The 25,563-nt window shown below is 66.4% G+C and carries 28 protein-coding genes; 10 read left to right on the top strand and 18 right to left on the bottom strand.

Features of this window, described 5'->3' with window-relative positions; translation table 11 throughout:
• Window positions 1-7: 7 nt before the first annotated feature.
• The 4 genes from F464_RS0111445 to F464_RS0111430 all read right to left on the bottom strand — a co-directional run bounded on the left by F464_RS0111445 (window position 8) and on the right by F464_RS0111430 (window position 3,940).
• Window positions 8-1,075, bottom strand: a complete 1,068-nt coding sequence (locus F464_RS0111445; RefSeq protein WP_018989949.1) for a sulfate/molybdate ABC transporter ATP-binding protein — start codon at window positions 1,073-1,075, stop codon at window positions 8-10.
• The gene (gene cysW / locus F464_RS0111440) at window positions 1,072-1,968 is read right to left on the bottom strand and encodes a sulfate ABC transporter permease subunit CysW (protein ID WP_018989948.1); all 897 of its coding nucleotides are present in this window, start codon (window positions 1,966-1,968) and stop codon (window positions 1,072-1,074) included. The genes F464_RS0111445 and cysW overlap by 4 nt, the downstream gene beginning before the upstream one ends.
• Window positions 1,965-2,861, bottom strand: coding sequence for a sulfate ABC transporter permease subunit CysT (gene cysT / locus F464_RS0111435; protein WP_026295932.1), 897 nt, complete (start codon window positions 2,859-2,861; stop codon window positions 1,965-1,967). Before cysT ends, cysW begins: the two co-directional genes overlap by 4 nt.
• Before the next feature lie 83 nt (window positions 2,862-2,944).
• Window positions 2,945-3,940: a sulfate ABC transporter substrate-binding protein gene (locus tag F464_RS0111430; RefSeq protein ID WP_018989946.1), complete on the bottom strand. Its 996-nt coding sequence runs from the start codon at window positions 3,938-3,940 to the stop codon at window positions 2,945-2,947.
• A gap of 317 nt (window positions 3,941-4,257) precedes the next feature.
• Here F464_RS0111430 and F464_RS0111425 point away from each other — a divergent pair, with 317 nt between their 5' ends.
• Both F464_RS0111425 and F464_RS0111420 read left to right on the top strand, forming a co-directional pair.
• Window positions 4,258-4,554: a DUF1330 domain-containing protein gene (locus F464_RS0111425; protein WP_018989945.1), complete on the top strand. Its 297-nt coding sequence runs from the start codon at window positions 4,258-4,260 to the stop codon at window positions 4,552-4,554.
• Between the two features lie 53 nt (window positions 4,555-4,607).
• Window positions 4,608-5,258 carry a DsbA family protein gene (locus F464_RS0111420; RefSeq protein WP_018989944.1) on the top strand — a complete coding sequence of 217 codons (651 nt, stop codon included), beginning with the start codon at window positions 4,608-4,610 and terminating at the stop codon, window positions 5,256-5,258.
• A gap of 128 nt (window positions 5,259-5,386) precedes the next feature.
• On the opposite strand, the gene F464_RS0111415 is transcribed toward F464_RS0111420, so the two are convergent.
• The 3 genes from F464_RS0111415 to F464_RS0111405 all read right to left on the bottom strand — a co-directional run bounded on the left by F464_RS0111415 (window position 5,387) and on the right by F464_RS0111405 (window position 7,219).
• A complete protein-coding gene (locus F464_RS0111415; RefSeq protein WP_018989943.1) occupies window positions 5,387-6,046 on the bottom strand; it encodes a YceI family protein in 660 nt (219 codons plus the stop codon).
• Between the two features lie 61 nt (window positions 6,047-6,107).
• Window positions 6,108-6,971: an MCP four helix bundle domain-containing protein gene (locus F464_RS0111410; RefSeq protein WP_018989942.1), complete on the bottom strand. Its 864-nt coding sequence runs from the start codon at window positions 6,969-6,971 to the stop codon at window positions 6,108-6,110.
• Between the two features lie 5 nt (window positions 6,972-6,976).
• Window positions 6,977-7,219 (bottom strand): hypothetical protein, encoded by a 243-nt coding sequence (locus F464_RS0111405; RefSeq protein ID WP_018989941.1) that lies wholly within the window; start codon window positions 7,217-7,219, stop codon window positions 6,977-6,979.
• A 252-nt stretch (window positions 7,220-7,471) separates the two neighbouring features.
• Between F464_RS0111405 and F464_RS0111400 the strand changes: the two genes are divergently transcribed.
• The 3 genes from F464_RS0111400 to F464_RS0111390 all read left to right on the top strand — a co-directional run bounded on the left by F464_RS0111400 (window position 7,472) and on the right by F464_RS0111390 (window position 10,022).
• The gene (locus F464_RS0111400; RefSeq protein ID WP_018989940.1) at window positions 7,472-7,960 is read left to right on the top strand and encodes a type IV pili methyl-accepting chemotaxis transducer N-terminal domain-containing protein; all 489 of its coding nucleotides are present in this window, start codon (window positions 7,472-7,474) and stop codon (window positions 7,958-7,960) included.
• 204 nt (window positions 7,961-8,164) lie between these two features.
• Window positions 8,165-9,586 carry a nucleotide 5'-monophosphate nucleosidase PpnN gene (gene ppnN / locus F464_RS0111395; protein ID WP_018989939.1) on the top strand — a complete coding sequence of 474 codons (1,422 nt, stop codon included), beginning with the start codon at window positions 8,165-8,167 and terminating at the stop codon, window positions 9,584-9,586.
• 34 nt (window positions 9,587-9,620) lie between these two features.
• The gene (locus F464_RS0111390) at window positions 9,621-10,022 is read left to right on the top strand and encodes a hypothetical protein (protein ID WP_157353713.1); all 402 of its coding nucleotides are present in this window, start codon (window positions 9,621-9,623) and stop codon (window positions 10,020-10,022) included.
• A gap of 164 nt (window positions 10,023-10,186) precedes the next feature.
• On the opposite strand, the gene F464_RS0111385 is transcribed toward F464_RS0111390, so the two are convergent.
• The 4 genes from F464_RS0111385 to F464_RS0111370 all read right to left on the bottom strand — a co-directional run bounded on the left by F464_RS0111385 (window position 10,187) and on the right by F464_RS0111370 (window position 14,132).
• Window positions 10,187-12,376, bottom strand: a complete 2,190-nt coding sequence (locus F464_RS0111385) for a PhoX family protein (RefSeq protein WP_018989937.1) — start codon at window positions 12,374-12,376, stop codon at window positions 10,187-10,189.
• A gap of 124 nt (window positions 12,377-12,500) precedes the next feature.
• Window positions 12,501-12,794 carry a hypothetical protein gene (locus F464_RS0111380; protein ID WP_018989936.1) on the bottom strand — a complete coding sequence of 98 codons (294 nt, stop codon included), beginning with the start codon at window positions 12,792-12,794 and terminating at the stop codon, window positions 12,501-12,503.
• Between the two features lie 9 nt (window positions 12,795-12,803).
• The gene (locus F464_RS0111375; protein ID WP_018989935.1) at window positions 12,804-13,268 is read right to left on the bottom strand and encodes a PAS domain S-box protein; all 465 of its coding nucleotides are present in this window, start codon (window positions 13,266-13,268) and stop codon (window positions 12,804-12,806) included.
• A gap of 105 nt (window positions 13,269-13,373) precedes the next feature.
• On the bottom strand, window positions 13,374-14,132 hold the full coding sequence (locus tag F464_RS0111370) for a DUF2189 domain-containing protein (protein ID WP_232428895.1): 759 nt from the start codon (window positions 14,130-14,132) through the stop codon (window positions 13,374-13,376).
• A gap of 206 nt (window positions 14,133-14,338) precedes the next feature.
• On the opposite strand from F464_RS0111370, the gene sdhC reads away from it, so the two are divergent.
• The 4 genes from sdhC to F464_RS0111350 are packed head-to-tail and all read left to right on the top strand — an operon-like array spanning window position 14,339 to window position 16,568.
• A complete protein-coding gene (sdhC, locus tag F464_RS0111365; protein ID WP_026295930.1) occupies window positions 14,339-14,725 on the top strand; it encodes a succinate dehydrogenase, cytochrome b556 subunit in 387 nt (128 codons plus the stop codon).
• Window positions 14,722-15,066 (top strand): succinate dehydrogenase, hydrophobic membrane anchor protein, encoded by a 345-nt coding sequence (sdhD, locus tag F464_RS0111360; RefSeq protein ID WP_018989932.1) that lies wholly within the window; start codon window positions 14,722-14,724, stop codon window positions 15,064-15,066. Before sdhC ends, sdhD begins: the two co-directional genes overlap by 4 nt.
• 24 nt (window positions 15,067-15,090) lie before the next feature.
• A complete protein-coding gene (locus F464_RS0111355; RefSeq protein WP_026295929.1) occupies window positions 15,091-15,786 on the top strand; it encodes a succinate dehydrogenase iron-sulfur subunit in 696 nt (231 codons plus the stop codon).
• Between the two features lie 17 nt (window positions 15,787-15,803).
• The gene (locus F464_RS0111350; RefSeq protein WP_018989930.1) at window positions 15,804-16,568 is read left to right on the top strand and encodes a Crp/Fnr family transcriptional regulator; all 765 of its coding nucleotides are present in this window, start codon (window positions 15,804-15,806) and stop codon (window positions 16,566-16,568) included.
• Between the two features lie 21 nt (window positions 16,569-16,589).
• Here F464_RS0111350 and fdxA read toward each other — a convergent pair whose 3' ends face one another.
• The gene (gene fdxA, locus F464_RS0111345) at window positions 16,590-16,913 is read right to left on the bottom strand and encodes a ferredoxin FdxA (RefSeq protein ID WP_018989929.1); all 324 of its coding nucleotides are present in this window, start codon (window positions 16,911-16,913) and stop codon (window positions 16,590-16,592) included.
• 190 nt (window positions 16,914-17,103) lie between these two features.
• Between fdxA and F464_RS0111340 the strand changes: the two genes are divergently transcribed.
• Entirely contained in the window at window positions 17,104-17,694 is a 591-nt protein-coding gene (locus F464_RS0111340; protein ID WP_018989928.1) for a hemerythrin domain-containing protein, read from the top strand.
• A gap of 60 nt (window positions 17,695-17,754) precedes the next feature.
• Here F464_RS0111340 and F464_RS0111335 read toward each other — a convergent pair whose 3' ends face one another.
• The 6 genes from F464_RS0111335 to F464_RS0111310 all read right to left on the bottom strand — a co-directional run bounded on the left by F464_RS0111335 (window position 17,755) and on the right by F464_RS0111310 (window position 25,559).
• The gene (locus F464_RS0111335) at window positions 17,755-19,095 is read right to left on the bottom strand and encodes a sensor domain-containing protein (RefSeq protein WP_018989927.1); all 1,341 of its coding nucleotides are present in this window, start codon (window positions 19,093-19,095) and stop codon (window positions 17,755-17,757) included.
• Window positions 19,096-19,200: 105 nt separating this feature from the next.
• Entirely contained in the window at window positions 19,201-19,959 is a 759-nt protein-coding gene (locus F464_RS0111330; protein WP_018989926.1) for a DUF2894 domain-containing protein, read from the bottom strand.
• A complete protein-coding gene (locus F464_RS0111325; protein WP_018989925.1) occupies window positions 19,952-20,605 on the bottom strand; it encodes an OmpA family protein in 654 nt (217 codons plus the stop codon). Before F464_RS0111325 ends, F464_RS0111330 begins: the two co-directional genes overlap by 8 nt.
• Before the next feature lie 2 nt (window positions 20,606-20,607).
• The gene (locus tag F464_RS0111320) at window positions 20,608-22,818 is read right to left on the bottom strand and encodes a DUF802 domain-containing protein (protein WP_018989924.1); all 2,211 of its coding nucleotides are present in this window, start codon (window positions 22,816-22,818) and stop codon (window positions 20,608-20,610) included.
• Complete coding sequence (locus F464_RS0111315) at window positions 22,815-23,624, bottom strand: DUF3348 domain-containing protein (protein ID WP_232428894.1); 810 nt, start codon at window positions 23,622-23,624, stop codon at window positions 22,815-22,817. The genes F464_RS0111320 and F464_RS0111315 overlap by 4 nt, the downstream gene beginning before the upstream one ends.
• A gap of 468 nt (window positions 23,625-24,092) precedes the next feature.
• Entirely contained in the window at window positions 24,093-25,559 is a 1,467-nt protein-coding gene (locus tag F464_RS0111310) for an efflux transporter outer membrane subunit (protein WP_018989922.1), read from the bottom strand.
• Between the last annotated feature and the right edge of the window lie 4 nt (window positions 25,560-25,563).

The following is a 25,563-nucleotide window of genomic DNA, read 5'->3' as shown; positions in this document are numbered from 1 at the left end:
ATGGGGATCAGAACAGAAAAGGCTGCTTTCCGGCCGGGGGGGCGGCTTCCGCGGCAAACACCTTGGCCTGCCGCGGCTTGATCCACACGGTCTTGCCGACCGGCAGGTCCAGGCTCGCCGCGCGCTCGCGCGTCAGCTCGACCTCGATCGTCTCGCCATCGTGCTCGAGTTCGACGCGCACCAGCGGCCCGATGCGATGTACGTGGAGCACCCCCGCCGTCATGCCGCCCGCGAGGGGCGCCACGTCGAGTTCGATGTCGTGCGGGCGCACGAAGGCGATCGACCCCGCAGCCGGCGCCTCCCCTTCCCGCTCGACTTCCGCCCAGGCGCCATGCAGGCGGCTGTGAAAGACGTTCACGTTGCCGAGAAACTGATAGACGAAAGGCGACGCGGGGCTGGAATAGACCTCGTCGGGCGAACCGATCTGCTCGATGTGGCCGCGGTTCATCACGACGACGCGGTCGGCGACCTCGAGCGCCTCTTCCTGGTCGTGCGTCACGAATACCGAGGAGATGTGCATCTCGTCGTGCAGGCGGCGCAACCAGCGGCGCAGTTCCTTGCGCACCTTGGTGTCGAGCGCGCCGAAGGGCTCGTCGAGCAGCAGCACCTTGGGTTCGACCGCCAGCGCCCGGGCGAGCGCGATGCGCTGGCGCTGGCCGCCCGAAAGCTGCGACGGGTAACGCTGCGCGAGCCAGTCGAGCTGCACGAGCTTCAACAGGCCCATCACGCGCTCGCGGATTTCCGCCTCGCTCGGGCGATCCTTGCGCGGGCGCACCCGCAGGCCGAAGGCGACGTTCTCGAACACCGACATGTGGCGGAACAACGCGTAATGCTGGAACACGAAGCCGACCTGGCGGTCGCGTGCGTGCACGTGCGTCGCTTCCTGGCCACCGAACAGCACCGAACCCGAATCAGGCGTCTCCATGCCCGCGATGATGCGCAGCAGCGTCGTCTTGCCGCAGCCTGAGGGGCCCAGCAGCGCGACCAGTTCGCCGGTCGGGATGTCGAGGGAGAGATTGTCGAGCGCGACGAAGTTGCCGAAGCGCTTGCAGATGTTGCGGATTTCGATGCTCATGAGCTTTCCGTGGCCACGACGGGCGGCTGTTCGGTTTTTTCGGGCGGCAGATCGGCGGTCAGCATCTCGGTTTCCTTGCGCATGCGCCACTCGACGACGGTCTTCGCGACCAGCGTCACGAGGCCAAGGAAGGCGAGGACGGTCGCCGCGGCGAAGGCCCCGATCTGGTTGTATTCGTTGTAGAGGATCTCGACGTGCAGCGGCAGCGTGTTGGTTTCGCCGCGGATGTGGCCGGAGACGACGCTCACGGCGCCGAATTCGCCCATTGCGCGCGCGTTCGCGAGGATCACGCCGTACATCAGGCCCCATTTGATGTTCGGCACCGTCACGCGCCAGAACATCTGCCAGCCGGAGGCGCCGAGCGAGATCGCTGCCTCTTCCTCGTCGCGCCCCTGCGCCTGCATCAACGGGATCAGTTCGCGCGCGACGAAGGGGAAGGTCACGAACAGCGTCGCGAGCACCATGCCGGGCAGCGCGAAGATGATCTTGACGTCGTTCGCGGCGAGCCAGGAGCCGAAGAAGCCCTGTGCGCCGAACAGGATGATGAAGATCAGGCCGGCGACGACCGGCGACACCGCGAACGGCAGGTCGATCAGCGTCGTGAGCAGGCTTTTGCCGCGGAATTCGAACTTCGCGATCGCCCACGCCGCGGCGACGCCGAAGGCGATGTTGAAGGGCAGCACGACCGCGGCGATCGTCAGCGTCAGCAGCATCGCGGAACGGGCTTCGGAGTCCTTCAGCGCCTCCCAGTAGGCCTGCGCACCCTGCGCGAAAGCTTCCCAGAAGACCGCGATCAGCGGCAGCACGAGGAACAGGAACAGGAAGCCGAGGGCGACGCCCGTCAGCAGCAGGCGGACCCAGCGCGGCTCCGCGGTGGCACGGCGTACTGTCATGGCCGGGCCTCTACCAGTGCGCCGGGCGCGAGCGCTTCGGCGGGTTCGGCGTCACTGCCCTTCGCGTGGCGGTTGGCCGCCCACCACTGCAGCAGGTTGATCACGAGCAACATCACGAAGGAGATCACCAGCATCACGACCGCGAGCGCGGTTGCGCCGACCAGGTCGTACTGCTCGAGCTTGGAGATGATCAGCAGGGGCGTGATCTCGGAGATCAGCGGCATGTTGCCGGCGATGAAGATCACCGAGCCGAATTCGCCGATCGCACGCGAGAATGCGAGCGTGAAGCCCGTCAGCCAGGCCGGGAAGATGCCCGGCAGCAGCACCCGGGCGAAGGTCTGCCAGCGCGTCGCGCCCAGCGACGCAGCGGCCTCCTCGACCTCGGCCTCGATGTCCTCGATCACCGGCTGCAGCGTGCGGACGACGAAAGGCAGCGTCACGAAGATCAGCGCGACGACGATGCCCAGCGGCGTGAAGGCGACCTTGATGCCGAGCTTGGCGAGGAACTGTCCGACCCAGCCGTTCTCCGCGTACAGCGTCGCGAGCGTGATGCCTGCCACCGCGGTCGGCAGCGCGAAGGGCAGATCGACGAGGGCGTCGACGAAGCGCTTGCCGGGGAACGGGTAGCGCACCAGCACCCACGCGACGATCAGCCCGAACACGGCATTCACGACCGCCGCGAAAAGGGATGCACCGAAGGTGACCCGATACGAGGCCAGCGCACGCTCGGCGGTCGCGATGTCCCAGAAACTGCCCCAGCTCAGCTTGCCGGTCATGAGGATCATGCCGCCGAGCGGGATCAGTACCAGCAGGGTCAGGTAGGTCAGCGTATAGCCCAGCCCCAGCCTGAAGCCGGGCAATACGCCATCCCGTTTGGCGGGAGCGGGAAACATGTCGAAGTCGGAACCGTCTGTCGTGGAAATCGAAAGGCGCAGCGGCCCGCGATGGGGCCGCTGCGCGAGAAAAACCCCGGATCTTACTTCTGAACGTAGATCTGGTCGAAGCTGCCGCCATCCTTGAAGTGGGCGGATGCCGCCTTGCTCCAGCCGCCGAACACCTCATCCACGGTAAATGTCTTGATCGGCGGGAACGCTGCCGCGTGCTTCTTCAGCACTTCTGCATCACGCGGGCGCAGGTAGTTCGCCGCCGCGTTTTCCTGCCCTTCCTTCGACCACAGATATTCCAGGTAGGCCTGCGCCACCTTGCGCGTGCCCTTCTTGTCGACAACCTTGTCTACGATCGCAACCGGGAATTCGGCCAGGATGGAGATGCTCGGATACACCACCTCGAACTCGCCACGTCCGAATTCCCTGGCGATCAGTTCGGCCTCGGACTCGAAGGTGACGAGCACGTCGCCGATCTTGCGCTGCATGAACGTGGTCGTCGCATCGCGGCCGCCCGAGCCGAACAGCGGCGCGTTCCTGAGCAGCTGGCCGACGAACTCCTGCGCGGTCTTGTCGTTGCCACCGGGCTGCTTCAGCGCGTAACCCCATGCGGCGAGATACGAGTAGCGGCCGTTACCGGTGTTCTTCGGATGCGGGATGATCAGCTGGATGCCCGGCTTGGCGATGTCGTTCCAGTCCTTGATCGCCTTCGGGTTGCCCTTGCGCACGATGAACACCATCGTCGAAGTGTAGGGCGAGGCGTTGTCGGGGAACTTCTTCGGGTAATCCTTCGCGACGAGGCCCTTCTCGGCGAGGAAATCGACGTCGGTGGCCTGGTTCATCGTCACGACGTCGGCCTCGAGGCCGTCGGCCACCGCGCGGGCCTGCTTCGACGAACCGCCGTGCGACTGGCGCAGTTCGACGGTCTCGCCGGTCTTTTCCTTCCAGTGCTTCTGGAACAGCGGGTTGAAATCCTTGTAAACGTCGCGCGCCACATCGTAGGAAACGTTGAGCAGATTGGACTGGGCAAAGGCTCCGCTTGCGAAGGCAAGTCCGGCTGCGAGCAACAGGCTGGTCAGTTTTTTCATGCGGAATCCAATAGCGAGCGATGAACAGGAAAGGCCTTGACGATAGCCCATGACTGGGTGCGTGGCAACGCATAAAACCTTATTTCAATATAACCAGATACGCTATAAAGCCCGCTATCAACCATGTTGTTCGGCCATAAGAGCTCTTGCCGGAAGACATCACACCGCCCCCGACCGCGTGGCCACGCACGTCATGGACGCGGAACCAAAGGCGCCCCTATGACTCGGATATAATTCGCGCCTTTCCGCCCCGACATTCAGATCCGTCGAAGCATTGCCGCGCGGCGCCTCTCGCTCTCCAGCCTCCAGGACATCTGATGAGACAGAAAGCCCCTGCCTACGTCATCGGCCACATCACGATCAAGGATCCCGCCAAGTGGGACCAATACCGTTCGCGGGTACCCGGCACGCTGGAGGGCTGGGGCGGGGAGCTGGTGCTGCGCGGCAAGCGCGTGACCGTGCTGGGCGGCGAGCATGCGCACACGGATACCGTGGTGCTGCGCTTCCCCGACATCGATTCGCTCAACGGCTGGTTCAATTCGCCCGTCTATCAGGCCCTGATCCCGCTGCGCGAACAGGCTGCCGACGTCGTCCTGATCTCCTATGAAAGCTGAACGTGCGAAGTGTCGCCGGCGGGATCCCTTTTTGCTTAACACAGGATGTCCAGATGAACCAGAAGTACATTTTCGGCATCGCCGCCGCATTGATGGTGGGGGTGTTCGCCACCGCGACGCTCGTCCATGATTCGGAGAAGAGCGCTCAACGCGACGAGGTCGCCGAGCAGAACCGTTCCGCACTCGTGCGCGTACATTCGCCGTCGCTGGGCGAGGCCGATGCGCGCGTGCACATCGTCGAATTCCTCGATCCGGCCTGCGAAACCTGCCGCGATTTCTACCCGTACGTAAAGCAGCTGATGGCTGCAGCGCCCGGGCAGATCCGCGTCAGCGTGCGCTACGCGCCGTTCCACGACGGCTCGGAGCAGGTCGTGAAGCTGCTGGCGGCGGCGAAACTCCAGGGCAAATTCTGGGAAACGCTGGAAGCGCTGTTTGCGGCGCAGCCGAACTGGGCGTCGCACCACGACCCGCAGCCCGACATGGTGTGGAACTTCATCAACGGCATCGGCCTGGACATTGCGAAGCTGAAGACCGACATGGCCGACCCGGCGATCGACGCGATCGTCAGGCAGGATCTGGCCGACGCACGCGCGCTCAACGTGACGAAGACGCCGGAATTCTTCGTAAACGGACGCCCTATGCCCAGCTTCGGCTACGAGCAGCTCAAACAGCTCGTCGCGGAAGAACTGAAAAGCCAGTACTGAGCATCAATTCCGCGCCGAGCCGCGGCCGAGCCCCGCAGAAAAGACATCGGCCCCGCCGGATGGCAGGGCCGAATGCGATACGGCACACTGCGAAGACGGCCTTCCGGGGCCGCCTCTGCAGCGGATGCTTACTGGCGGATGCCTTCGATCGACAGGGCGATCTCGACGGTGTCGCCGACGACGCGCGGCAGACCGTAGTTCATGCCGAAGTCGCTGCGCTTGATCGTGGCCGTGCTTTCGAATCCGGCACGGGTATCGCCGCGCGGCCCCTTCCCTGCGCCCGTCAGCTTCAGGTCGAAATCGACCGGCTTGGTGACGCCGTGGATCGTCAGGTTGCCCGACAGGACGCCTTCGCCGCGGTTGTTCCAGCGCACCCGCGTCGACTCGAAGGTCATGGTCGGGAACTGCGCGGCATCGAAGAAATCGGGGCTCCTCAGGTGATCTTCGAGCTTCTGGTGCTTGGTATTGACGCTGGACACGGACACCGTCGCGCTGACCGCGCTGTCGGTCGGCTTCTGCCCGATCATGAAGGTCCCCTTGATGTCGTCGAAACGGCCCATGAAACGGCTGACGCCAAGGTGCGAAATGAAGAAATAGACGTGCGAGTGTGCCACGTCGATCACGTAATCCCCGGCGACGAGATCTTCCGCGGCGGGCTTGGCCGCGGCGGTGCGTGCGGCCGCCTTGGTCGCGACGGCGCCCGAAGCCGACTGCTGCGCGTGAGCAGGCAGCGCCAGGGCGGTTCCCAGGGTCAGGGCGAGGAGCAGCGGGCGAAGAGCGATACGCATGGTAGTTCCTTGTTTCAAGAGTTGCCGGTTGAAGCCGATTCGTGTGATCAGGTGTCTGTTCTCAGCGGGAACGCGCCTTGAGGCGGACGATCATGGCTTCCATCGTCACACGCATGCGCTCCAGCGAAGCGGCAAGCCGCTCGAAGTCCTTGACTCCGCCGGCCTCGAACTTCTTGCCAAGGTCACCGAGGCTCATCTTGTCGGCCGATTCGATCAACGAGTCGAGCGGCCGGGTGATCGACGCAGGGATCGTTGCCAGCAGGGCACCGGCCAGCAGCAGGCCCGCGACGGCAAAGCCGATGTTCACGTAATCGACCACGTCGAAGTTGCTGCGGATGGCCTGATAGGCTTGGGCCGATTCGTCGGCACGGGCGCGCGCCATCTTCGTAGCGCCTTGAATCAGGACGTTGTCGAAGCGATCGACCGCCGGGCGCAGCTCCTCGTTGGCACGCACCGCCTTGTTGTAGGTCTGCGAACCGCCGGCGGTTTCACCTTCGTCGAGCATCGTGACGTCGTAGCTGAAGCCTTCGATGATGCGGGCAAAGCCCTTCTGGTAGTCGTCCAGCGCGGCCTTCCATTGCGTGAAGGCGCCACTGTCGGCGGGCAAGTAGATACCCCTGCTGTTGGCGACCATTGCTTCGATCTGGCCCAGGATGCGGGCATGCGTGGCGTTCCAGTCCTTGAGCACCGCATTGCGCCCATCGACGTTGCCGACGTAGATCAGGTATTCCTTTTCCTGACGCCGCAGCTGTTGCGCCGACGCGAGGAGGTCGGTGATTTCCGTCGCCGCGATGAAGTTCCGGTTCACGGCCGTGTCCACGAGGCCCTGCGTGCGCGAACCGTAGAAGAAGCTGGCGGCACCCTGAACGAGGATGAACGCGAGCAGCACGGAAAAACCGAGGATCAGCTTGTTTCGGATGGTCATGACGGTCAGGAATTTGGAGTTGAGAGGAGTCCGGCCACGAGTTCCTGGATGATCGCCTCGCGATCGACGGTTTCCGGGAGCTCGCGCTGCAGGCGGGCGAGGAATGTCATCAGCTGTCGGGGCGGCAGTTCGCCGTCCTCGAATCCGAGATCGAAAAGGACATCATCGACGATGATTTCGCCCAAAACGCCGATCTCGCGTGCCAGGCGCTCGATGGTGAACTGCTTCCAGGACGGATTTACTGACATCGGATCTTTCACTGTATGTCGATCGCAGTAGCGGACTGCAGCATCGAGCGTGGAACTTGTAAGTAGATATTACCGGGATGCAAAGGAACGCTACAAGCATATTTATCGGCGCCCGACCGTAAAATCTTTAACGCGCCGATGAAATATTCTTGCACAGCCCCGTCCTTTGGCCCTTTTCGCACATTGACGCAAAAATGTAACACCTGAAAGGTAGCCTCCGCGGCCTCTGCCCCACTCCCTCGGTCGCCCCGGATGCCCTTGCTGCTCTCGTCCCTGCTCGGCAAATACCGTGTGCTCGTGTTTGCCGTCGCCGCCTTCTTTCTCGTGAGCGTCGGCGTCTATACGCTCAACTACGTCCTGCTGCAGAACGTCGAACGCGACGCGAAGAGCATCAACGAGGGCGGCAAGCTGCGCGGCTACTCGCAGCAGCTCGCCAAGGCCGTGCTCACACTTTCGCATGAATCGGCTGCGGACGAGCCGGTGCAGACGAGCCAGGCGCAGATCTCGGAGGCCTACCAGGCCTTCGACCAGGCCCTTGCCGAGGTGCAGGCGTTTGCGGCGGACTCGCAGGACGGTCCTGCGCTCGAACTCGCGGACAAGCTCGATCGGCAGTGGCAACCGCTCCGGAGCGCGGCGATCGCGCTTCTTGCCTCGGCTACGCCGGACCGGGCCGCAATCGACGCCGCGGTAACGCTGAGCAACACGCGCAACGTGCGCCTCTGCAGCTCGCCGACGATCTGACTCCCGCTGCGCTGGCGCACACACGAGGCAAACCTGGTCGTGCACCTCGACATCCGCCGCTGACGCGGACGGACCGCGGAAGCACAGCCGGCGTTGCCGGCATGCATTCAACGCCCGACACGAATACCATGCACGGTTCCGGACCGGCGGGCGGGAGCCACAGCCCCGCGCGACCGGCCAACCCAGAGCACGAGATCCCATCCCATGAGCCAGCCTTCTGCCGCAAGATTCCCCGTCGTCGACGCCCAGGTTTCGCCCACCGGGCGCATGGAGGTGCTGTCGCGCACGGAAGCTGCACGTCTTTCGAGCCAGGGTCAGGGCGGACTGCGGGAAATTTTCCGCAATTGCGCCCTCGCGGTGCTCAACTGCGGCAATCCGCTCGACGACGGCAAGGAGCTCCTCGCCCGCTACCCGGACTTCGACATCGAGATCATCCAGCGCTCGCGCGGCATCAAGCTGGACATCCGTAACGCGCCGGCGAGCGCCTTCGTCGACGGGCAGATGATCCGCGGCATCCAGGAACACCTGTTCGCGGTGCTGCGCGACGTGGTCTATGCGAATGGCGAACCCGGTGACGCGGCAGGCGGGCGATTCGAACTGGGCTCCTCCGAGGGCATCACCGACGCCGTTTTCCACATCCTGCGCAACGCCGGGATCGTGCAGCCGGTGATGCAGCCCAGCGTCGCGGTGTGCTGGGGCGGCCATTCGATCAGCCGCGAGGAGTACGACTACACCAAGCGCGTCGGCTACGAGATGGGGCTGCGCGGGCTGGACATCTGCACCGGCTGCGGCCCGGGAGCGATGAAGGGGCCGATGAAGGGCGCGACGATCGGACACGCCAAGCAGCGCATCGGCAAGCCGCGCTATCTCGGCTTCACCGAGCCCGGGATCATCGCGGCCGAATCGCCCAACCCCATCGTCAATGACCTCGTTATCCTGCCTGACGTGGAAAAGCGCCTGGAGGCTTTCGTGCGCGCGGGCCACGGCTTCGTCGTGTTCCCCGGCGGCGTCGGCACGGCCGAGGAGATCCTCTACGTGCTGGGCATCCTGCTGCATCCGGCCAATGCCGCCCAGCCCTTCCCGCTGGTATTCACCGGGCCGAAGCATACCGGGGAATACTTCCACCGCATCGACAGCTTCATCGGCGAGACGCTGGGCGACGAGGCACGCAGCCGTTACCGCATCATCATCGACGATCCGGCGGCGGTCGCGCGCGAGATCCACGGCGGCATCTGCAGGGTGCGCGCCTTCCGCAAGGAACATCGCGACGCCTATTACTTCAACTGGCTGCTGCGCATCGAACACGAGTTCCAGCAGCCCTTCCGGCCGACGCACGCGAACATGCGGCGCCTCAGGCTGCATCGCGGCGAGCCGAAGCACCTGCTCGCGGCCGATCTGCGCCGCGCGTTCTCCGGCGTGGTCGCCGGCAACGTCAAGAACGACGGCATCCGCGAGATCGAGCAGCACGGTCCGTTCGAGATCCACGGCGATCCGGAGATCATGGGCCCGATGGACGCCCTGCTCGCTTCCTTCGTCGCGCAGGGGCGCATGAAGCTGCCGGGGACGGCCTACAACCCGTGTTATCGCGTCGTGCCGCGCACACATGAGGCAGCGCCCTCAGCCTGAGCCGGCGGCTCATGTCCCGCGGCGGCGCGGAAACATGTTGCGTGAATGCCATGACTTCCGGGTGGAATATGCCGTCGGGCAGCGCGCGGGGAAATATGTCCGTAACGTTTATTGGGTAGAATCGCCCAAAAATACAAAACCGGACATCACCACACCACCGACGATCATGAAAAGCCATACCAATGAAACCTTCCTGCCGGCCGAAGCAGGCTTCCACCGCGAGCGCGACGACGGCCTCTACGATCCCGTGCGCTTCGTCTTTGTGAACGACCGCATGCGCCAACACATCCTGAACGAGCGCCGCGTGATCCTGGACGCGCTGCCGCCGCTCAACCGCGCGCGTCAGGAGAAGATCTTCAGCAAGTACGATCCGAACGAACGTCACCGCAGTTACCAGAACATCCTGCGGATGTACGGCCGCCCCGCGAACGCATAACGGGAGGCGTCGTCCGGCACCAGCCGGACCGTTCAACGAAAAACGCGGCCTGGCCGCGTTTTTTGTTTGTGGCGCGGTTTGGCCGCATTTTTCGTTTGTGGCGCGGTTTGGCCGCATTTTTCGTTTGTGGCGCGGGCGTCAGCGACGCCCGCATGCACCTTGCCTCAGACGCCGATGCGGCCGCCGTCCACGCGAGTGATGACGATGGTGGACGATCGCGGACGCGACAGCCCGCCATCCGGCCAATGGCTGCCGAAGCTGCCCGTGGCGAAGTCCGGGCGCGTGTCCTCGCCCGGATGCTGGATGTTCACGAACAGCGCCTTGCCGTCCGGCGTTTCCGCAACCCCGGTGATTTCGCATTCCTTCGGGCCGACAAGGAAGCGCCGCAGGTTCTCCTCGCCGGGCGCCTTGCCGACGTAGGTATCGACCGCGCGCGTGCTCGCTCCGTCGCTGCTCACGATGGTCCGCGCGCTGCCGTCGCCGACCTCGCCCGGCACCGCCGCGAGCAGCATGCAGTTCGTGACGTCGGTGTAGGCGCCGTCGTCGGTCTCGATCCACAGCACGCCGGTCGCCTGGCTGAACCAGAGTCCGTCGGGGCTGGAGAAGTCGTTGGTATCGGTCAGGCCGGAAATGTTCACGTTCGCGGCATCGGCAGTCGCACGTGCACCGAACAGGAACACGTCCCACTTGAACGACGTCGCGGCGACATCGTCCCCGGCTTCGGCGAAGCGGATGATGTGGCCGTTGGGATTGCCGCGCTGGTCCTGGCCCGTGGTCTTGCGGTCGTTGTAGAAGCGCGGGTTGGCGGCATCGAGGCGGGAGAGCGGACGGCTCGCGGCATTGGTGTTGGTGAGGGACATATAGACCTCGCCGTTGCGCGGGTTCACGGCGCCCCACTCGGGACGGTCCATCTTCGTCGCGCCCGCCGCATCGGCCGCGAGGCGCGCATGCACGAGGACATCGGCCTGGTCGGCAAACCCGTAGGCCGCGTTCGCCGGCGACACGTTGCCGACACCGAAGCCCAGTTCGACCCACTGGCCGGTGCCGTCCGCATCGAAGCGTGCGACGTAGAGCCTGCCGTCGTCGAGGTACTTGTCGCCGGCAGCCATGCCGCCGTTGGCGTCGTCCGGGTGCCACACGGCGTTCGAGACGTACTTGTAGATGTACTCGTTGCGCGAGTCACAGCCCATGTACCACACCAGCGGGTGGCCGACGCGAACCGGGCCGAGCCATGCGCCTTCGTGCGCGAAGCGGCCCAGCGCCGTGCGCTTCTTCGGCGTCGCGTCCGGGCTGAACGGGTCGATCTCGACAACCCAGCCGTAGGTGTTCGGCACGTTGCGGTAGTCGTCACTGCCATCCGTCGAGCTGCCGAGTTTCATCGCGTTCCAGCGGCCGTAGAGGTCGTCCGCCGTATCGGGCGTGACGGTCGCCCACAGTTCGCGGCCGTTGCCGCGAACGCCGTAGCGTGAGAAGGAGGTCAATTCCTTGACGCTGCGGTTCGGGTTGTCCGCTGCCTCGATGCGGCGGAAGTAGCCGGCCCAGTTTTCCTCGCACGTGAGGTAGGTGCCCCATGGCGTGCTGCCGCTGGCGCAGTTGTTGACGGTGCCGCGCGTACGGCTGCCGTCCGGCGAATACTTCGTGACCATGTAGGGCGTCTTGCCGGCCGGGCCGGAGAGTTCCATTTCGGTCAGGGTGTGCACGCGCCGGTTGAAGTGCGAGTCGCGCTGGTAGCGCCATTCGCCGCCCGCGCGCGCAATCTCGACCACGCTCACGCCATGCACGTAGAACTCGCGCAGCACTTCCTCCGCCACCGTGCGCACGCCGCCGACCACCGTAGCCCCGTTCGGATGCAGGTAGGCCGGAGTGATGGCTTCGTGGTTCAGGCACAGCAGGCCGCGGTCGGACTCGTTCTTGTGGTGCTTGCCGTCGGGGCCGAGGCCGAAGTAATGCATGCCGTCGTGATGATCGCCCGCGCGCAGCGCGAAGCTTTCGGCCGGGTCGGTGCCGTCGTTGAGGTACTCGCCCACGCTGCCGTCGATCGGGTCGCCGAGGCGGTAGAGCACCATGTAGCGGTAGCCTTCCGGCACCGACACGGCATCGGCGAGGCTCTTCGCAACCGGATTGAAGGCGAGCTTGGGCAGCTTGCGACCGGGTGCGGCAGCGCCTTGTGCGGACGCTGCCGCGAGGGCCGGCGACGCGCCGCCGAGCATCGCCAGCGCGGCTGCGCCGATGCTGCCGCCGAGGAGCCGGCGTCGCGACAGGCGCGCCTGCAGGATGCTGTCGAAGCCCGGATTTACCGAGGTATTGGTGGATTCGTCGTCGCTGCCGGGGCGCAGGGATTGCATGTCGTTCATTGGAGGTTCCTCTGTGGGATTACGCGATGCCGCTTGCAGGCGCACGGTAATCTGCAGAGGTTAAGAACTCATGACACGCCCATGGCGGCGAATCCGGGGCCGCGTTTTGCACCGTATGGCGGCGTCAATCCTTGGCCGCGAGTTCGGCCAGGCGCTGCGGCGATCCGATCGCCACCCCCAACCCGGACAAGCCGGGCCTGCCGCAGGCTTGCGCCCCGACGGCAGCGGCGAGTTCCGCCAGCTCGGGGGGAAAGTAGAGCACGAGCTCGCAATGCAGGCGCCCGAGGTTCTCGTGGCGCATCAGCACCGCTGTCGCGGCGTTCCGCTCGCGCTGCTGCTCGAATAGCGCGCACACGCGCTCCAGTTCCTCGCCGGCCAGCATCGCATCACCGAGATTTGCCGCGAACCACTGCTCCATGTCGTCCCGTCACTTCGTGCGCGCAGGAGAATCGGGTTGCCGTGGCGATTCCGCCTCCAGCATCCGCACTCGCTCCCGAAGCAGTCTTTCGTCCTCCCGTCGCTGCGTCGCATCGCGCGCCACGGCGACCGACCCGACGACTTCGCCACGCTCGTCGGAGACCAGCGCGAAGCTCATTTCCACGTAGATGGTGGCGCCGGCGGCGTTCAGCGATCGCGTGATCACCGCACGGCCGCCGAGCCGCGTACGGCCGCTCGCCACCGCACGGTGAAAACCCTCCCAGTGCGCGGCGCGCAACCTCTCGGGAATGATGAGGTCGAGGCTCTGCCCGATCGCCTCCGTGCGCGGGAAGCCGAACAGAGCTTCCGCCGCGGCGTTCCACACGCGGATCCGACCTTCCCTGTCGGCGAAGATGATGGCGTCCGACGTCTGTTCGACGATGAAGCGGCTGATGTCCGTGGCGTTGCTGCTCAAGCTTGCCTCCTATGATGCGGCCGCGGCCCGGCGGCTCGTTATTGGATGAACCAAATGAAATCCTGCGACCAAGGCTCCGGGTGCTCGCCCGCTCGCTCGACCGGCTCAGGCCGAGTCATCCGGAAACACCGTCCGGTACAGGCATTCGGTCGCGAACGCGGTGACGGGCAGCGTCACCGTCAGCAGCAGCGGCACGATGATCGATACGATGATCGTGCCGCCGAGGACGAGACTCCACGTGAGATTCGCCGGAAAGCTGCGAAATATCGCGCGAACGCTCGCACTCACGGCGACGACCAGGCTGGTGCGGCGCTCGATGAGCAGGGGAACGGCATATGCGGTGATGCAGAAGGCGATCACCGCGAACAGCCCGCCCGCGACGATCGCCCCCAGGTGGAAGCGCAGGAGTTCGGCGGAAAACGGAAACAGCATCTTCCAGCCGGTGTAGCTGCGCCCGAGCATGAAGCTGTAGAGGATGCCGGCATCGGTCATCCAGATCACGAAGAGGAACAGGCAGACGAGCACGAGGCCCCAGAGCGCAGGAGGCGATCGCAGGAAGCCCGCGCCGACATCGCGCCACGTCGGTTTGCGGCCATTCCGCAGCGCTGCCGACATGGCGAAGAAGCCCGCCAGCAGGGCCGGCGCCACGATCAGGAAACCGCCCACCAGCGGCAAGGCCATCGGCGCCAGCCCGACGACGGCGAGCAGGGAAACGAGTCCCACGCCGAACACGGCAAACCCGCCCGCATACAACAGGGAAAGGGGCGCGGTGTCGGCGAACACGCGCAGTCCGCAGGACACGGCTGCCATGACCTGGGCGGGGCGGACATGCCGCGGCTCGGGGCGACTATCATTCATCGACATGGTGACACCACGAAGCAGATCGCTCCCTCCATCCTAGTCCGGATCAGCCATATGGCACTGGATGACGGGTACGGACACGTGCGAAATTGTGGACATGCGCTAAAGATGCATTTTTGTTGACTCTTTTGCAAGCACCACTATAGTCCGGTAGACGGCCGTTGCGCCACGCGCGCACGTTCCGTGCCGAATCGAACAGGGACGAGGACATGCGAACATCAGCGGGAGCTGCACCCAAATTCCTGAATCTCCTGCAGATCCGCTTCCCGATCGGGGCGATCGCGTCGATCGGCCATCGGATTTCCGGCGTGCTGCTGGTGCTCAGCCTGCCGCTCCTGGCGCTTGCGCTCGACCGCTCGCTGCGCGGCGAGGCCGAGTTTGCCGCGCTGCGCGACCTTGTGTCCGCACCCTGGCGGGCGGCGCTCCTGGTCCTTTTCGTCTGGGCCGCGACGCATCACCTGCTCGCGGGGATACGTCACCTGCTGATGGATGCGGGCATCGGCAGCGGCTTGCCGCAGGCGCGCACGAGCGCCTGGGCCGCGATCGTCGCGGCGGCTGCCGTCGCCCTCATTGCCGCGGCACGGTGGCTGTCATGAGGCTGTTTCTCGGACAACGCGCGTGGGTGCTGCAGCGCCTGACGGCATTGGTGCAGCTGTTCCTGCTTGCACTGGGCGCGGCGACGCTGCTGATTGCCCCCCCGCTTGCCTACGAGCGCTGGTATGCGCTGGCGACCAGTACGCACGGGGCGGTGCTGATCGTGGTGTTCTTCGCGACGCTGGCCCTGCACGGCTGGATCGGCGTTCGTGACATCGCGCTCGACTACGTCCACCCGCCATTCCTGCGCCTCGCCGTGCTGACCGTGGTCGGGGTGATCCTGTTCGCGATCGTGATCCGCGTCGTGCTGACGATGGCGGCGCATTTCGCTGGCGGTGCCTGAGGGCAGCCGCGCCAAGGAGGAATCATGCGATTGAGCATCTATCGCTTCAATCCGGAAAGCGATCTGAAACCGCACATGCAGGATTACGAATTGGCCCCGGAGGCAGACGACAAGAAGCTGCTCGATGCGCTAATGCGGCTCAAGACGATCGACGACAGCCTGTCGTTCCGCCGTTCCTGCCGCGAAGGCGTGTGCGGGTCGGATGCGATGAACATCAACGGCCGCAATGGACTGGCGTGCCTGACGCCCCTCGCCGGCCTGAAGGAACCCGTCGTGCTGCGACCGCTGCCGGGCTTCCCGGTGATCCGCGACCTGATCGTCGACATGACGCAGTTCTTTGCGCATTACCACTCGATCAAGCCCTACCTGATCAACGATACGGCACCTCCCGAACGCGAGCGTCTGCAGTCGCCGGCCGAGCGCGAGAAGCTGAACGGGCTGTACGAATGCATCCTGTGTGCGTGCTGCAGCTCGTTCTGTCCGTCCTTTTGGTGGAATCCGGACAAGTTCATCGGGCCGGCCGGGCTGCTGCAGGCTTACCGCTTCATCTCCGATTCGCGCGACACGGCCACCGCGGAGCGACTGGCCTATCTCGACGACGTCTATCGCCTGTTCCGCTGCCGCACGATCATGAACTGCACCGAAGTCTGCCCCAAGGGATTGAGCCCTTCGCACGCGATCGAGCGTATCCGGCAGGCGCTGGTGCGCGAGTCGTCGTAGAGGCGCACGAGAAAGTCATGGGACACGCTCCACAAACGTCGCTGCTGCATCCTCCGCCCGCCCCATTCGAAGGGCACGGAGGAGCGCACGCCGACGCGCTGGCGCGGCGACTCGGCGAGCTCGAACTGTTTTCGCAAGTGGGACCGGCCGATCTTCGCCATCTTGCGCAAGGTGCGCGCTCGCGCCGTCTGGATCCGGGTGAATCGCTGTGGTTCGCCGGGGAGCACGCGAACTGGTTCGCGGTCATCGAATCGGGCGTGCTGCAGATCCGGCAGATGACGCCGACCGGGGAAGGCATCCTGGTGGGCCTGTTCCGGCGCGGCGAGGCCGTCGGCCTTGCAGCCGCGCTGGAGGGCGGCGTGTTTCCGGCCGACGCCATCGCGCTCGGAGAACCGGTGGAGGTGCTGTCGATCCGTGCGGAGGCACTGCGGGACGCCCTGGACGACTCCATCGCCGTGGGACGCGCGGTGAATCACGCGCTGCTGGGCCACACCGTCGCGCTGCGCGCGAAGATCGACATCGTCAGCGCCGGCTCGGTGCCACGCCGCCTCGCGGCACTGATGCGTTACCTGATCGGGCGATTCGGCCGAACGACGGCCACGGGCAGCGTGATCGTCGACGTGCATCTCGCCCGCGACGAACTCAGCCAGCTCGTGAGCGCACGCGTCGAAACGGTGATCCGGATCCTCAGCCGCTGGCAGAAGGCCGGCTGGATCGCGTCGCGGCCCGGCCGGATCGAGATCATGCGCCCGGACATGCTGGAGCGGATCGTCGAGTCCTGAGCGGCGCTCCGGCCAGGGCCCTCAGCGTTCGAGCAGCCCGAGCTTGTCCTTCACTTTCGCCCACACCCCGGCATCGGGGGGCGCGGGCTTGACCTCGACGATCGGGATCCAGACCTTTGCGAGTTCTTCGTTGAGCGCGATGAAGTGCCGTTGATCGACCGGCACGTCGTCCTCGGCATAGATCGCATCGACGGGACATTCGGCGACGCACAGCGTGCAGTCGATGCATTCGCCCGGGTCGATCACGAGGAAATTCGGGCCTTCGCGAAAGGCGTCGACGGGGCAGACATCGACGCAATCGGTGTGTTTGCACTTGATGCAGGCTTCGGTGACGACGTATGTCATGGTTTTTCCCTCGTTCTGGCAGTTCGGTTGGAGTGTGAGTGCAATGTAGGCCCGGGCCGCGGCGGGCTGAATGACAAAAGTCATTCACCGCTGCGGCCCGCCTCCCTAGCATCTGGTACACCGCACCCACCGGCACCGGGTCGAACCCACCCGGACGCCGGATGCGCCCCAACGACTGCTGGAGAGCGTCATGACCGCACAGATACAAAAATGGCAAACCGAGCACGCCAATTACCGCAAACTGCTCGATCTGCTCCAGGCACTGACCGTCCCCCTGGTCCGTGGCGAAGACCCGGATTACGACTTGATGGCGGACATCGTGTATTACATGACGCAGTACCCGGACCGCTACCACCATCCGCGCGAGGATGTTGCGTTCAGGCGCCTGCTTCCGCACGACCCCGAGGCCGAAACCCTGATCGCAGCGCTCGCGGACGAGCACCGATCGATCGCCGAAAGCGGAGCGAAACTGGCCGCGGACCTGGGCGCCGCAGCGGCGGGGACGATGATGCCGCGTGCCACGCTGCAGGCGGACGTGCTCGACTACACGAACTTCCTGAAGGATCACATGGCGATCGAGGAACGCGAGATCTTCCCGCGGCTGGCGGCTTCGCTGGGCGACGAGGAATGGTTCCTCGTCGACTCCGCGATCCATTTCGCGTGGGATCCGATCTTCGGCGACACGGTGCAGGATCGCTTCAAGTCGATCCATCGGCGCATTGCGGACCAGGCGGGCTGCGGGTGCAAGGAACCCGCGGAGGCCGCGTGCTGCCTCGAGTGAGGTCGCCGGCACAGGCCACCGTCCCGCTTCGGGCGATATGGTGCGTCGATCGACTCAGTCCTACATCGCCTGAAAGGGCTTGTTCCGTTTGTCCGCGTACATTGCAGCGTCGGCGTGCTGCAGGATGCGCTCGACTTCCTGCCCGTGTTCGGGATAGACGGCGATGCCGATGCTCGCCTGCGCGCGCAGGACGCAGGTGTCGAGGTCGACCGGGTGGCTCACTGCCTCCCGGATCTTGTCCGCGACGGCGCGGGCATCGTCGGGCGTCTGCACGTTTTCGAGCAGAATGACGAATTCGTCGCCGCCCAGGCGGGCGACGGTGTCCGTCCCGCGCACGCATCGCTGAAGCCGGCGGGCGACCTCCTGCAGCAGCAGATCGCCGTTGGCGTGTCCGAGCGAGTCATTGACCTGTTTGAAATCGTCGAGGTCGATGTACAGCACCGCCAGGCGGGACTGATTGCGCACGCATCTGGCCACGACCGACTTGATGCGGTCGTTGAAGAGGCGCCGGTTCGGCAGTCCGGTCAGCTCGTCGTAGCGGGCCGCGCGCAGCAGGTCGGACTTGAGCTGGGCGCGGTCGATGGCGATCGCGATCTGCTCGGCGACGAAATGCAGCAGCTCCTTGTCCTTGTCCGAGTATTGGATGCCCGGATCGCTTTTCAGCACCAGGGCGCCGATCGTGTCCTGCTGCGCGATCAGCGGCATGGCGAGCCAGGATCCGTCGTCGCAGGACGCCGCAGCGTCGCCCGACAGCGCGGCCAGCGCAGCGTCGCGCAGGTGCATCGGACGGCCGCCGCAGATGACCTGGGCGCAGAACTCGCACGCGACGGGTTCGTGCAGGGTCAGCGGGTTGCCGTGGCGATCGCGCTGGTAGGAGAAGCTGAGCTTCCTGGTCTGTCTGTCGCAGGTCGCGAGCGCAAGACCCGCCACCGGCACGAGGCTCGCGATGATGCGGTGGATCTCGCGCAGCAGGACGTCGAGGTCCGCGGCTTCGTGCGCCGCTTCCGAAATGGCGTACGTGGCGCGCTGAATGGCCTCGGCGTTCTTGAGTTCGGTGACGTCGCGTGCCACGCCGACGCGCAGCCGGTCCCTTTCGGACCAGCGCGCGGACCACATGATGTGGACGTGACGGCCGTCCTTATGGACGTAGCGGTTCTCGAAGCCGATCCGCGAACGTCCCGCGATGACCGAGCCGGCCTCGGCGACGGTCCGCGTCCGGTCTTCGGGGACGAGAAACCCGAACAGCTCCCGGCCGATCATCTCCTGCGGCGTGTAACCGAGCATGCGTTCGCACGCGGCACTCACGTAGACGATGCGTCCCCCAGCGTCGACGAGAAAGACCGCGTCGAGCAGCAGTTCGACAAAGCCGGGCAACGGGGCGTCCTGTGCGGTCGTCAGCATTTGAACAGATTACTAGGGTTCGGGCGGGCCGTGACAGGTCATCCGACACGATCCAGCGATCACATGAAGGCGCTTGTCGCCGGATTGCTCGCGGGGTCGTGCCGATTATTTGCGCTTCTTCTCGCGTTCGCCCCGGACGGCGTTCTTGCGCGCCGCGTTGTTGCGTGGGGGATTGCGGCTGTTGTCGGCCTGCTCGAGCCACAGCAGGGCATCGACGTAGGACATGAACTGCCTGAGGTATTCGGGGGAGATGTCGCGCATCTGCCCGAGCGCCTGCAGCACGAGGAAATGCGAGTTGAGCGGGCCGGCGTTTTCCGGAGCCTGGGCGAAGGCGTCGGCGAGCTGCCGCTCGAGACTGAGGCGGGACCAGGTGCTGCGGAAATAGCTCAGGGATTTGAGTTCGGGCTGAGCGGAGAATGCGGCACCGGCGCCTTGGCCGCCATCGACAGAGTGGTCGGCGGTCCCGGCGGGCGTGTGCCGGCCGATGTGGGCGAGCAGCCCGTTCAGGGGCGAGTGGCCGCCCTGCCCCGCCAACCGTGCGAGCAGCCGCTGCAGGCCGGCGAGGTCGCCGGATTCGCGGCATTGCCGCAGGGCGTCGGCGGATTCGGGGAAGCGCGTGATCGCCCGTTCCAGCGCATCGCCGGCCTTGCGCCCGGCGGCGTCGAGGCGCTCGCGGTAGTCGGACAGGGCTGTCGCCAGCCGGCGCTCCAGCACACCTCGGGCCGCGTCGCCGCCGCTTGCGGCGCGGCGCGCCAGGGCCTCGATGAAGCGGAAGCCCACCGGATCGAAGCGCTCAGCGTTCTGCGCCCGCAGGGCTTCGATCAGCGCGCCGGGATCGGCTCCGGACGGGCGCGTGTCAGCCATTTCCCCCGGCGCCCGCCTTGCCCGCCTGGCCAGACCGCGGAACCGGGGCCATCTCGACGCGCCGGTTGCGCGAGCGCCCTTCCGCATCGGCATTGGACGCCACCGGCTGCTCCTGGCCGAAGGCGGCGGCGAACACGGACGAGGACGGGATGCCTTCGTCGATCAACGCGCGCGTCACGGTCAGGGCCCGCTGCGCGGACAGTTCGAGGTTGTCGGCGAATTGCCGGTTGGTGTCGCGCACCGGCCGGTCGTCCGTGAAACCGCTCACCATCAGCATCTCATCCCTGACCGAAAGAAAGGCGGCCAGCGGCGGCGCGAGGCTCTTCAGCAGCTGGCGGCCTTCCGGCTGCAACTCGTCGGAATTGAGCGCGAACAGCACGCTGCCGCTGATGCCGATGCGGCCGTCGTCGAGGGTCACGCGCCCCGCGGCAAGCGGCACGGCGAGGGCCTTCTCCAGAGCCTCGCGGCGCTGTTCCTCGACGCGGCGCTTCTGCACTTCCGCTTCCAGGCTGGTCACCAGGTCCAGCTGCACGCCGAGGACGCCGACCAGGATCAGCACAAAGGCCCCCAGCAGGCCCGACATGAGGTCGCCGAAGACCGCCCAGACCGGGGTCGAATGCTCGATGGCGCCGTCGAACTCGTCCATCGTCACACCTCGCCGGCGAGCGATGCCTGCCTGCCGGGCAGCTGCTGCAGGTCTTCGACGATCTGCCGTTGCGACATGATCGACAGGTCGATGATCTCGCGCGCCTGCGCGACGTAGTAGGCGAGCTGCTCATCGCTGCGAGTCAGGGACTTGTCGAGCGCCCCTTCGATGCGCGCAAGCGTCGCCATCATCTTGTCATTGGATTCGCTGAAGAGCTGCACCGCGAGACCGAAGGCCTCGCTCAGGCTGGCCACCTCGGCGGCGCCGCCGGTGATCTCGCCCGCGACGCCGGCGATCCGCGCCGATTCCGTCTCGATGCTGGTGGAGAAGCAGGTTCCGGCACGCTCCAGCAGTTCGGTCGCGGAAGCCACCAGCGCGTCGATCGCCGAGCGTTGCTCGCTCGATGCGTGATTGATCGCGGACAGCAGCGTGCCCAGCGTTTCCATGATGCGGCTGCGCTCCTCGAGCAGCCCGTTGTCGCGCGCGATGCTGGCGGAAAGTTCCTGCCGCAGCTGGCCGATGACTTCCGCCGCGGCGCGGGGCGCTTCGGCTGCGGTCTGCATGAGGCGTGCAACTTCATCGATGGTGCCGCTGGCCTGTGCCTGCGCGGCGGTGGCGATTTCGTGCGCTGTCTCGCCCAGGGTCCTGCAGATCTGCTCCTGCCGCGCGAGGGTCTGTGCGCCGGCCTCGTGCCATTCCTGCTGCAGCGACGCCGCCATCGACTCCAGCGTCCGGGTGTGCGCGGCGAGGCGCGCCTCGTCCGTCGCGGCCTGCTGTGCCCGCTGCGCAGCCGTGGTTTCGCCGACCGCAGCGAGCAAGGCCGCCGAGCGTTGCGCAAAGGCGTCGGCGAAGGCTTCGAGCGACTTGCGGAGTTCGCTGGTGAGGTGTTCGCTCGTGCGCTCGTGGCTGGCGAGCGCCGTCGTCCACGTGTCGGCGACGGCGGTGACCGTCCCGCCGAAACGGTCGGCCACGCCGTCGAGCTGCCGTTCGACGGTGTCGGCGAGCCGCGTGTGCAGCGTGGCCGTCCCCTGCACCAGCGCCGTCGTCGTGGCGGCGAGATCGGTGCGCAGGCCGGCGTGCGTCTCTTCGACCGAACTCAGCAGCGCACCCGAGCGCCGTTCGAAGGTTTCGGCGAAGGCGCCCAGCGCATCCTGCATCTGCCGGTTCAGGTTTTCGCTGGTGCGCTCGTGCGTCGCGAGCGCCGCGCTCCAGGTTTCCGCGACCCTGGTGACGCTGCCGTCGAAACGCCCGGAGATGCCGTCGAGCTGGGTCCGCACCGCGTCGGCCACGTGCGTCTGCAGCGCGTTCGTTTCGCGCGCGATGCCTGCCATCGTCTCGGCCACGACGGGTCGGATCGTTTCGCCGGCGAGCCGGGCGCTTTCGGTCAGGCTGGTCCTGAGAGACTTGTCCACCGAGGAGGCCAGCTCCGAGTACATCACCCGCGCGTCGCGGTGGAATCCGTCCTGCCCGGACACGAGGCGCTCATTCAGCTCCCTGCCCTGCCGCTCCATCTGCTCCATCATCGCCTGCAGCTTGTCGACCAGTTCGGGCAGCACCCGCGCCTGCAATTGCAGCGCCTTGAAGGTCTCTTCGCGTTGATGAGCATGCGAGAAGCCGCGCAGCGAGGTGCCGATGCGGGTGTCGAGCAGTTGCGCGACCAGCATCCGCTCGCGCCGGCACACGGCCGAAACCAGGCCCAGCATCGCGGAGGCCGCCACACCGGCGACGGAGGTGCCGAACGCGACGCCCAGGCCGCGGACCGGCGCCGCGAGCGAAGCGCGGATGGCCTCCAGGTTGGTCGTGCTTTCCAGTGCGATGACCGCACCATTGAGCGTCACGACCATACCGAGGAAGGTGCCGAGCATGCCCAGCAGCACCAGCAGGCCGACAAGGTAGGGCGTCATGGCCGGGCCGGGCAGCCCCGCGCGTTCGCCCTCTATACGCAGGCGTACCGGGTTCTGCACGGACTGCGGCAACTGGCGCAGCCATTCGCCCGGGTGCGACAGATCCGCGGGAATCCCGTCCAGCGCCCGCGCCAGGGCGGTCGTGGTGCGGTGAAAGCACACCAATTCGACTGCGCCGGTCACATAGACCGCGCCGATGATCGCCGTCATCGCCAGCGCCAGCGTACTGGCGCCGACATATCCGGCGCCGACCCAGAACACGGCGACCAGGCCTACGAGGAAAGCCGCGATACAGATGGTTCTATTCATTGCTTCCTTGTCACCTCATTGGCCGCCTCATTTGCGACCTCACTTGCAACCTCTCCGTCGAGGGCTGAAATGAGCCCTGCGATCGGCTGCAGCCGAAGATCGAGCTCCGCGAGGAGCACGGACTGCATCTCCCGGCAGAAATCCGCGAGCCACCCGCCCGGCTGCATCCACCTCGCCACATCGTCGGCCGTCTGCGTTTCGGCCAGCGTCGCGCGATGCGCGTCGTAGCGTTGCTCGAAGCGCCGGCCGAGCAGTGCCGGCACGGTCGCCAGCAGGTCGCGCTCGCGCGCCGCAAGCGCCTGGTCCATCACCGCATCGAGCGCGGCGAGCCGAGCGAGGGCGCTCGCCTGTCCTTGCAGCGCCGTGCGAACCGTCGCCCGCAAGGGGGCGATGCGCACCGCCATGTCGCGCTGGTGGGCGAGATAGTAGCGATGGTAGGGCGCGAAGTCGGCCGCCTTGTCCTCGGCCACCTTCTCCGCCGCCGCCGGGTCGGGCGTCGGCAGTTCGATCCGCGCCGGACCGGGCTTGAACACGCCGTCGTTGATAATAGAGTCCGCCAGTGCGTCGCGCGCGCGCGCCATCGCCTGCCGCAGCGCCGCAGCCTCGCGCGACGTCGTAACGGGGGAAGGCACCACATCTCCTGACGACCCGGGATTGAGCGCGGAATACAGCGTGAGCGCATCCGCGAAACCGAGCCATTGGCCGAGCCGGTCGGCAAAGGACTGCTTCGACGCGGGCACGTCAGCGGACGTCAGCCCGCCGAGAGCACGAACCAGCCCGGAACCGTTGATATGCGTACGCGCCAAGCCTTGCGTCATCCGAAAAGGCGCCGCCCGTGGGGCGCAAAAATGCGCAAGGCTACTACAAAGCGGCAGGCAGGTCAGTGACAGGTTTGGTCCTCGACGACACGCCGCACCGTCGTCAGTGCGAGCCGAAGGGTGCCCAGGTCGACCGAGCCCAGCGCGACGCGGATTGATGGCCGCATTGAAGCTCGACCCCCAACGGCCGTTGCTGGGGGCTCAGTGCTCGGGGACCTTGATTCTGGCCAGGCTCGGGCTGCTCGATGCCATTCCCACCTGTACCGACCTGATCACCAAGACGTGGGACCGGGAAGCCGGCGTCGAAGTGCTCGACCAGCCCTTCCTCGCCAAAGGCAACGTCGCCACGGCGGGTGGTTGCCTGGGTTCCCAGTATCTCGCCAGTTGGGTCATTGCCCGCCTGGAAGGTATCGAGGCGGCCCGCGATGCGATGCACTACGTTGCACCGGTCGGACTTCAACCTCCGGCGCTACCGTTCCCCGCATCGCGCCCGGCCAGGGCCGGATCATCGGCCGGCTCCCACCCTCCGCCGAGGGCGCGAACCAGCCCGACCGTCGCCTGGTACCGGGCCGAGCGCACCTGCAGCGCCTCACGCCGGTTGCGCAGTTCGCTGCGTCGGGCGTCGAGCAGTTCGAGCTGGCTGACGAGTCCATTGCGATAGCGCGCATCCGACAGGACTGTCGCACGGCTCGCCGAGGTGACCGCGCGCGCCTGCGCCTCGCCCTGTTCGGCAAGGAGGCGCAGCGCGGACAGCTGGTCCTCTACGTCCTTGAAGGCAACGAGCACCTGTTCGCGGTAGCCGGCGAGCGCGGCGTCCAGTTCCGCATTGGCGCTGCGCACGCCCGCGTCGCGCCGCCCGCCGTCGAAGATCGGCAGCGACAGCAAGGCGCCGACGCCCCAGGAGCGGGCCGACCATTTGAAGAGGTCGCCCAGCTCCGTGGATGCGAAGCCCCCCGAACCGGTCAGTGCGATGTCCGGGAACCACGCCGCCTGCGCGACGCCGACGCGTGCTTGGGCGGCGAGCATCGATTGCCGCGCGGCGTCGACGTCGGGCCGGCGCGTGAGCACCGTACTCGGGACGCCGGCCGGGATCACCGGCAGCGCCGTGTTCCAATTGCCGGAGTCGAGCCGGAAGTCCGAAGCTGCGTCACCGACCAGTACCGCGAGGGCGTGTTCGATTTCGGCACGCCGACGGTCGAGCGCGAGTGCGTCCGATTCGGTTGCGGCCAGTTCGGTGCGCACGCGCGCGACGTCCAGTTCGGCGATGTCGCCGGCCTCGAAGCGCCGTTCGGTCAGCGCCAGCGTGTCGCGGTAGGCGCCGATGGTCTCGCGCACCAGCGCGCGTTCGGCGTCGAGCGCCCGCAGCGCGAGATAGCTGCGCGCGACGTCCGCCTGCACGACGAGGCGTGCGTTGCGCAGCAGGGCTTCGCGGCTGCGGGCGTCGAGCGACGCGGCCTGGCTCGCCTGCGCGAGGCGGCCGAAGAGGTCGAGCTCCCACGAGAAGTTCGCGCCGGCACGCAGCAGCTTGCCGGCACCGCCGCCGGCCGGCGTGATCGCCCCGCCCTGCCGCGTCGCGTCGGCGCCGATGCCGAGCTGAGGGGCGCGCTGCGCATCGGTCGCCTGCAGCAGCGCGCGGGACTGCGCCAGCCGCGCGGCGGCGATCTGGATGCTGTTGTTGCGCTCCAGCGCGCGCTCGACCAGCCCGTCAAGTACCGGGTCAGAGAAGGTCTTCCACCATGCGCCGTCGGCCTGCACCTGGGTCGGCAAGGCCTGGGTCCAGCGGCCGTCGCCTTCCTTGAAGGCCGCGGGCGCCGACGGCAAGGCGGCGGGATCGATCGCGGGCGCGGTGGCGCAGCCGGCCAGCACGAGGGCGGCAACGAGCGGTGCGAGCGCGGTGCGCAGCGGATGAGTCAGCAGTGTCATGTTC

Origin of the sequence: Aromatoleum toluclasticum ATCC 700605 (assembly GCF_000378245.1) — a bacterium.
Lineage (GTDB): Bacteria > Pseudomonadota > Gammaproteobacteria > Burkholderiales > Rhodocyclaceae > Aromatoleum > Aromatoleum toluclasticum.
The sequence above is the reverse complement of the archived record's forward strand: the minus strand, read 5'-3'. Positions and strand labels throughout refer to the sequence as shown.

Bases quoted from the DNA above. Each gene is read 5' to 3' on its own strand.
- F464_RS0111335 (WP_018989927.1), bottom strand. From the start codon at position 19,095: ATGCTGACGACCGCACAGGACGCCCCGTTGCCCGGCTTTGTCGAACTG.
- cysW (WP_018989948.1), bottom strand. From the start codon at position 1,968: ATGACAGTACGCCGTGCCACCGCGGAGCCGCGCTGGGTCCGCCTGCTG.
- F464_RS0111420 (WP_018989944.1), top strand. From the start codon at position 4,608: ATGAACCAGAAGTACATTTTCGGCATCGCCGCCGCATTGATGGTGGGG.
- F464_RS0111430 (WP_018989946.1), bottom strand. From the start codon at position 3,940: ATGAAAAAACTGACCAGCCTGTTGCTCGCAGCCGGACTTGCCTTCGCA.
- F464_RS0111330 (WP_018989926.1), bottom strand. From the start codon at position 19,959: ATGGCTGACACGCGCCCGTCCGGAGCCGATCCCGGCGCGCTGATCGAA.
- F464_RS0111385 (WP_018989937.1), bottom strand. From the start codon at position 12,376: ATGAACGACATGCAATCCCTGCGCCCCGGCAGCGACGACGAATCCACC.
- sdhD (WP_018989932.1), top strand. From the start codon at position 14,722: ATGAGGCTGTTTCTCGGACAACGCGCGTGGGTGCTGCAGCGCCTGACG.
- ppnN (WP_018989939.1), top strand. From the start codon at position 8,165: ATGAGCCAGCCTTCTGCCGCAAGATTCCCCGTCGTCGACGCCCAGGTT.
- sdhC (WP_026295930.1), top strand. From the start codon at position 14,339: ATGCGAACATCAGCGGGAGCTGCACCCAAATTCCTGAATCTCCTGCAG.
- F464_RS0111370 (WP_232428895.1), bottom strand. From the start codon at position 14,132: ATGTCGATGAATGATAGTCGCCCCGAGCCGCGGCATGTCCGCCCCGCC.
- F464_RS0111445 (WP_018989949.1), bottom strand. From the start codon at position 1,075: ATGAGCATCGAAATCCGCAACATCTGCAAGCGCTTCGGCAACTTCGTC.
- F464_RS0111405 (WP_018989941.1), bottom strand. From the start codon at position 7,219: ATGTCAGTAAATCCGTCCTGGAAGCAGTTCACCATCGAGCGCCTGGCA.
- F464_RS0111390 (WP_157353713.1), top strand. From the start codon at position 9,621: ATGTTGCGTGAATGCCATGACTTCCGGGTGGAATATGCCGTCGGGCAG.
- F464_RS0111400 (WP_018989940.1), top strand. From the start codon at position 7,472: ATGCCCTTGCTGCTCTCGTCCCTGCTCGGCAAATACCGTGTGCTCGTG.
- F464_RS0111340 (WP_018989928.1), top strand. From the start codon at position 17,104: ATGACCGCACAGATACAAAAATGGCAAACCGAGCACGCCAATTACCGC.
- F464_RS0111425 (WP_018989945.1), top strand. From the start codon at position 4,258: ATGAGACAGAAAGCCCCTGCCTACGTCATCGGCCACATCACGATCAAG.
- F464_RS0111325 (WP_018989925.1), bottom strand. From the start codon at position 20,605: ATGGACGAGTTCGACGGCGCCATCGAGCATTCGACCCCGGTCTGGGCG.
- F464_RS0111415 (WP_018989943.1), bottom strand. From the start codon at position 6,046: ATGCGTATCGCTCTTCGCCCGCTGCTCCTCGCCCTGACCCTGGGAACC.
- F464_RS0111350 (WP_018989930.1), top strand. From the start codon at position 15,804: ATGGGACACGCTCCACAAACGTCGCTGCTGCATCCTCCGCCCGCCCCA.
- F464_RS0111380 (WP_018989936.1), bottom strand. From the start codon at position 12,794: ATGGAGCAGTGGTTCGCGGCAAATCTCGGTGATGCGATGCTGGCCGGC.
- fdxA (WP_018989929.1), bottom strand. From the start codon at position 16,913: ATGACATACGTCGTCACCGAAGCCTGCATCAAGTGCAAACACACCGAT.
- F464_RS0111410 (WP_018989942.1), bottom strand. From the start codon at position 6,971: ATGACCATCCGAAACAAGCTGATCCTCGGTTTTTCCGTGCTGCTCGCG.
- F464_RS0111355 (WP_026295929.1), top strand. From the start codon at position 15,091: ATGCGATTGAGCATCTATCGCTTCAATCCGGAAAGCGATCTGAAACCG.
- cysT (WP_026295932.1), bottom strand. From the start codon at position 2,861: ATGTTTCCCGCTCCCGCCAAACGGGATGGCGTATTGCCCGGCTTCAGG.
- F464_RS0111310 (WP_018989922.1), bottom strand. From the start codon at position 25,559: ATGACACTGCTGACTCATCCGCTGCGCACCGCGCTCGCACCGCTCGTT.
- F464_RS0111320 (WP_018989924.1), bottom strand. From the start codon at position 22,818: ATGAATAGAACCATCTGTATCGCGGCTTTCCTCGTAGGCCTGGTCGCC.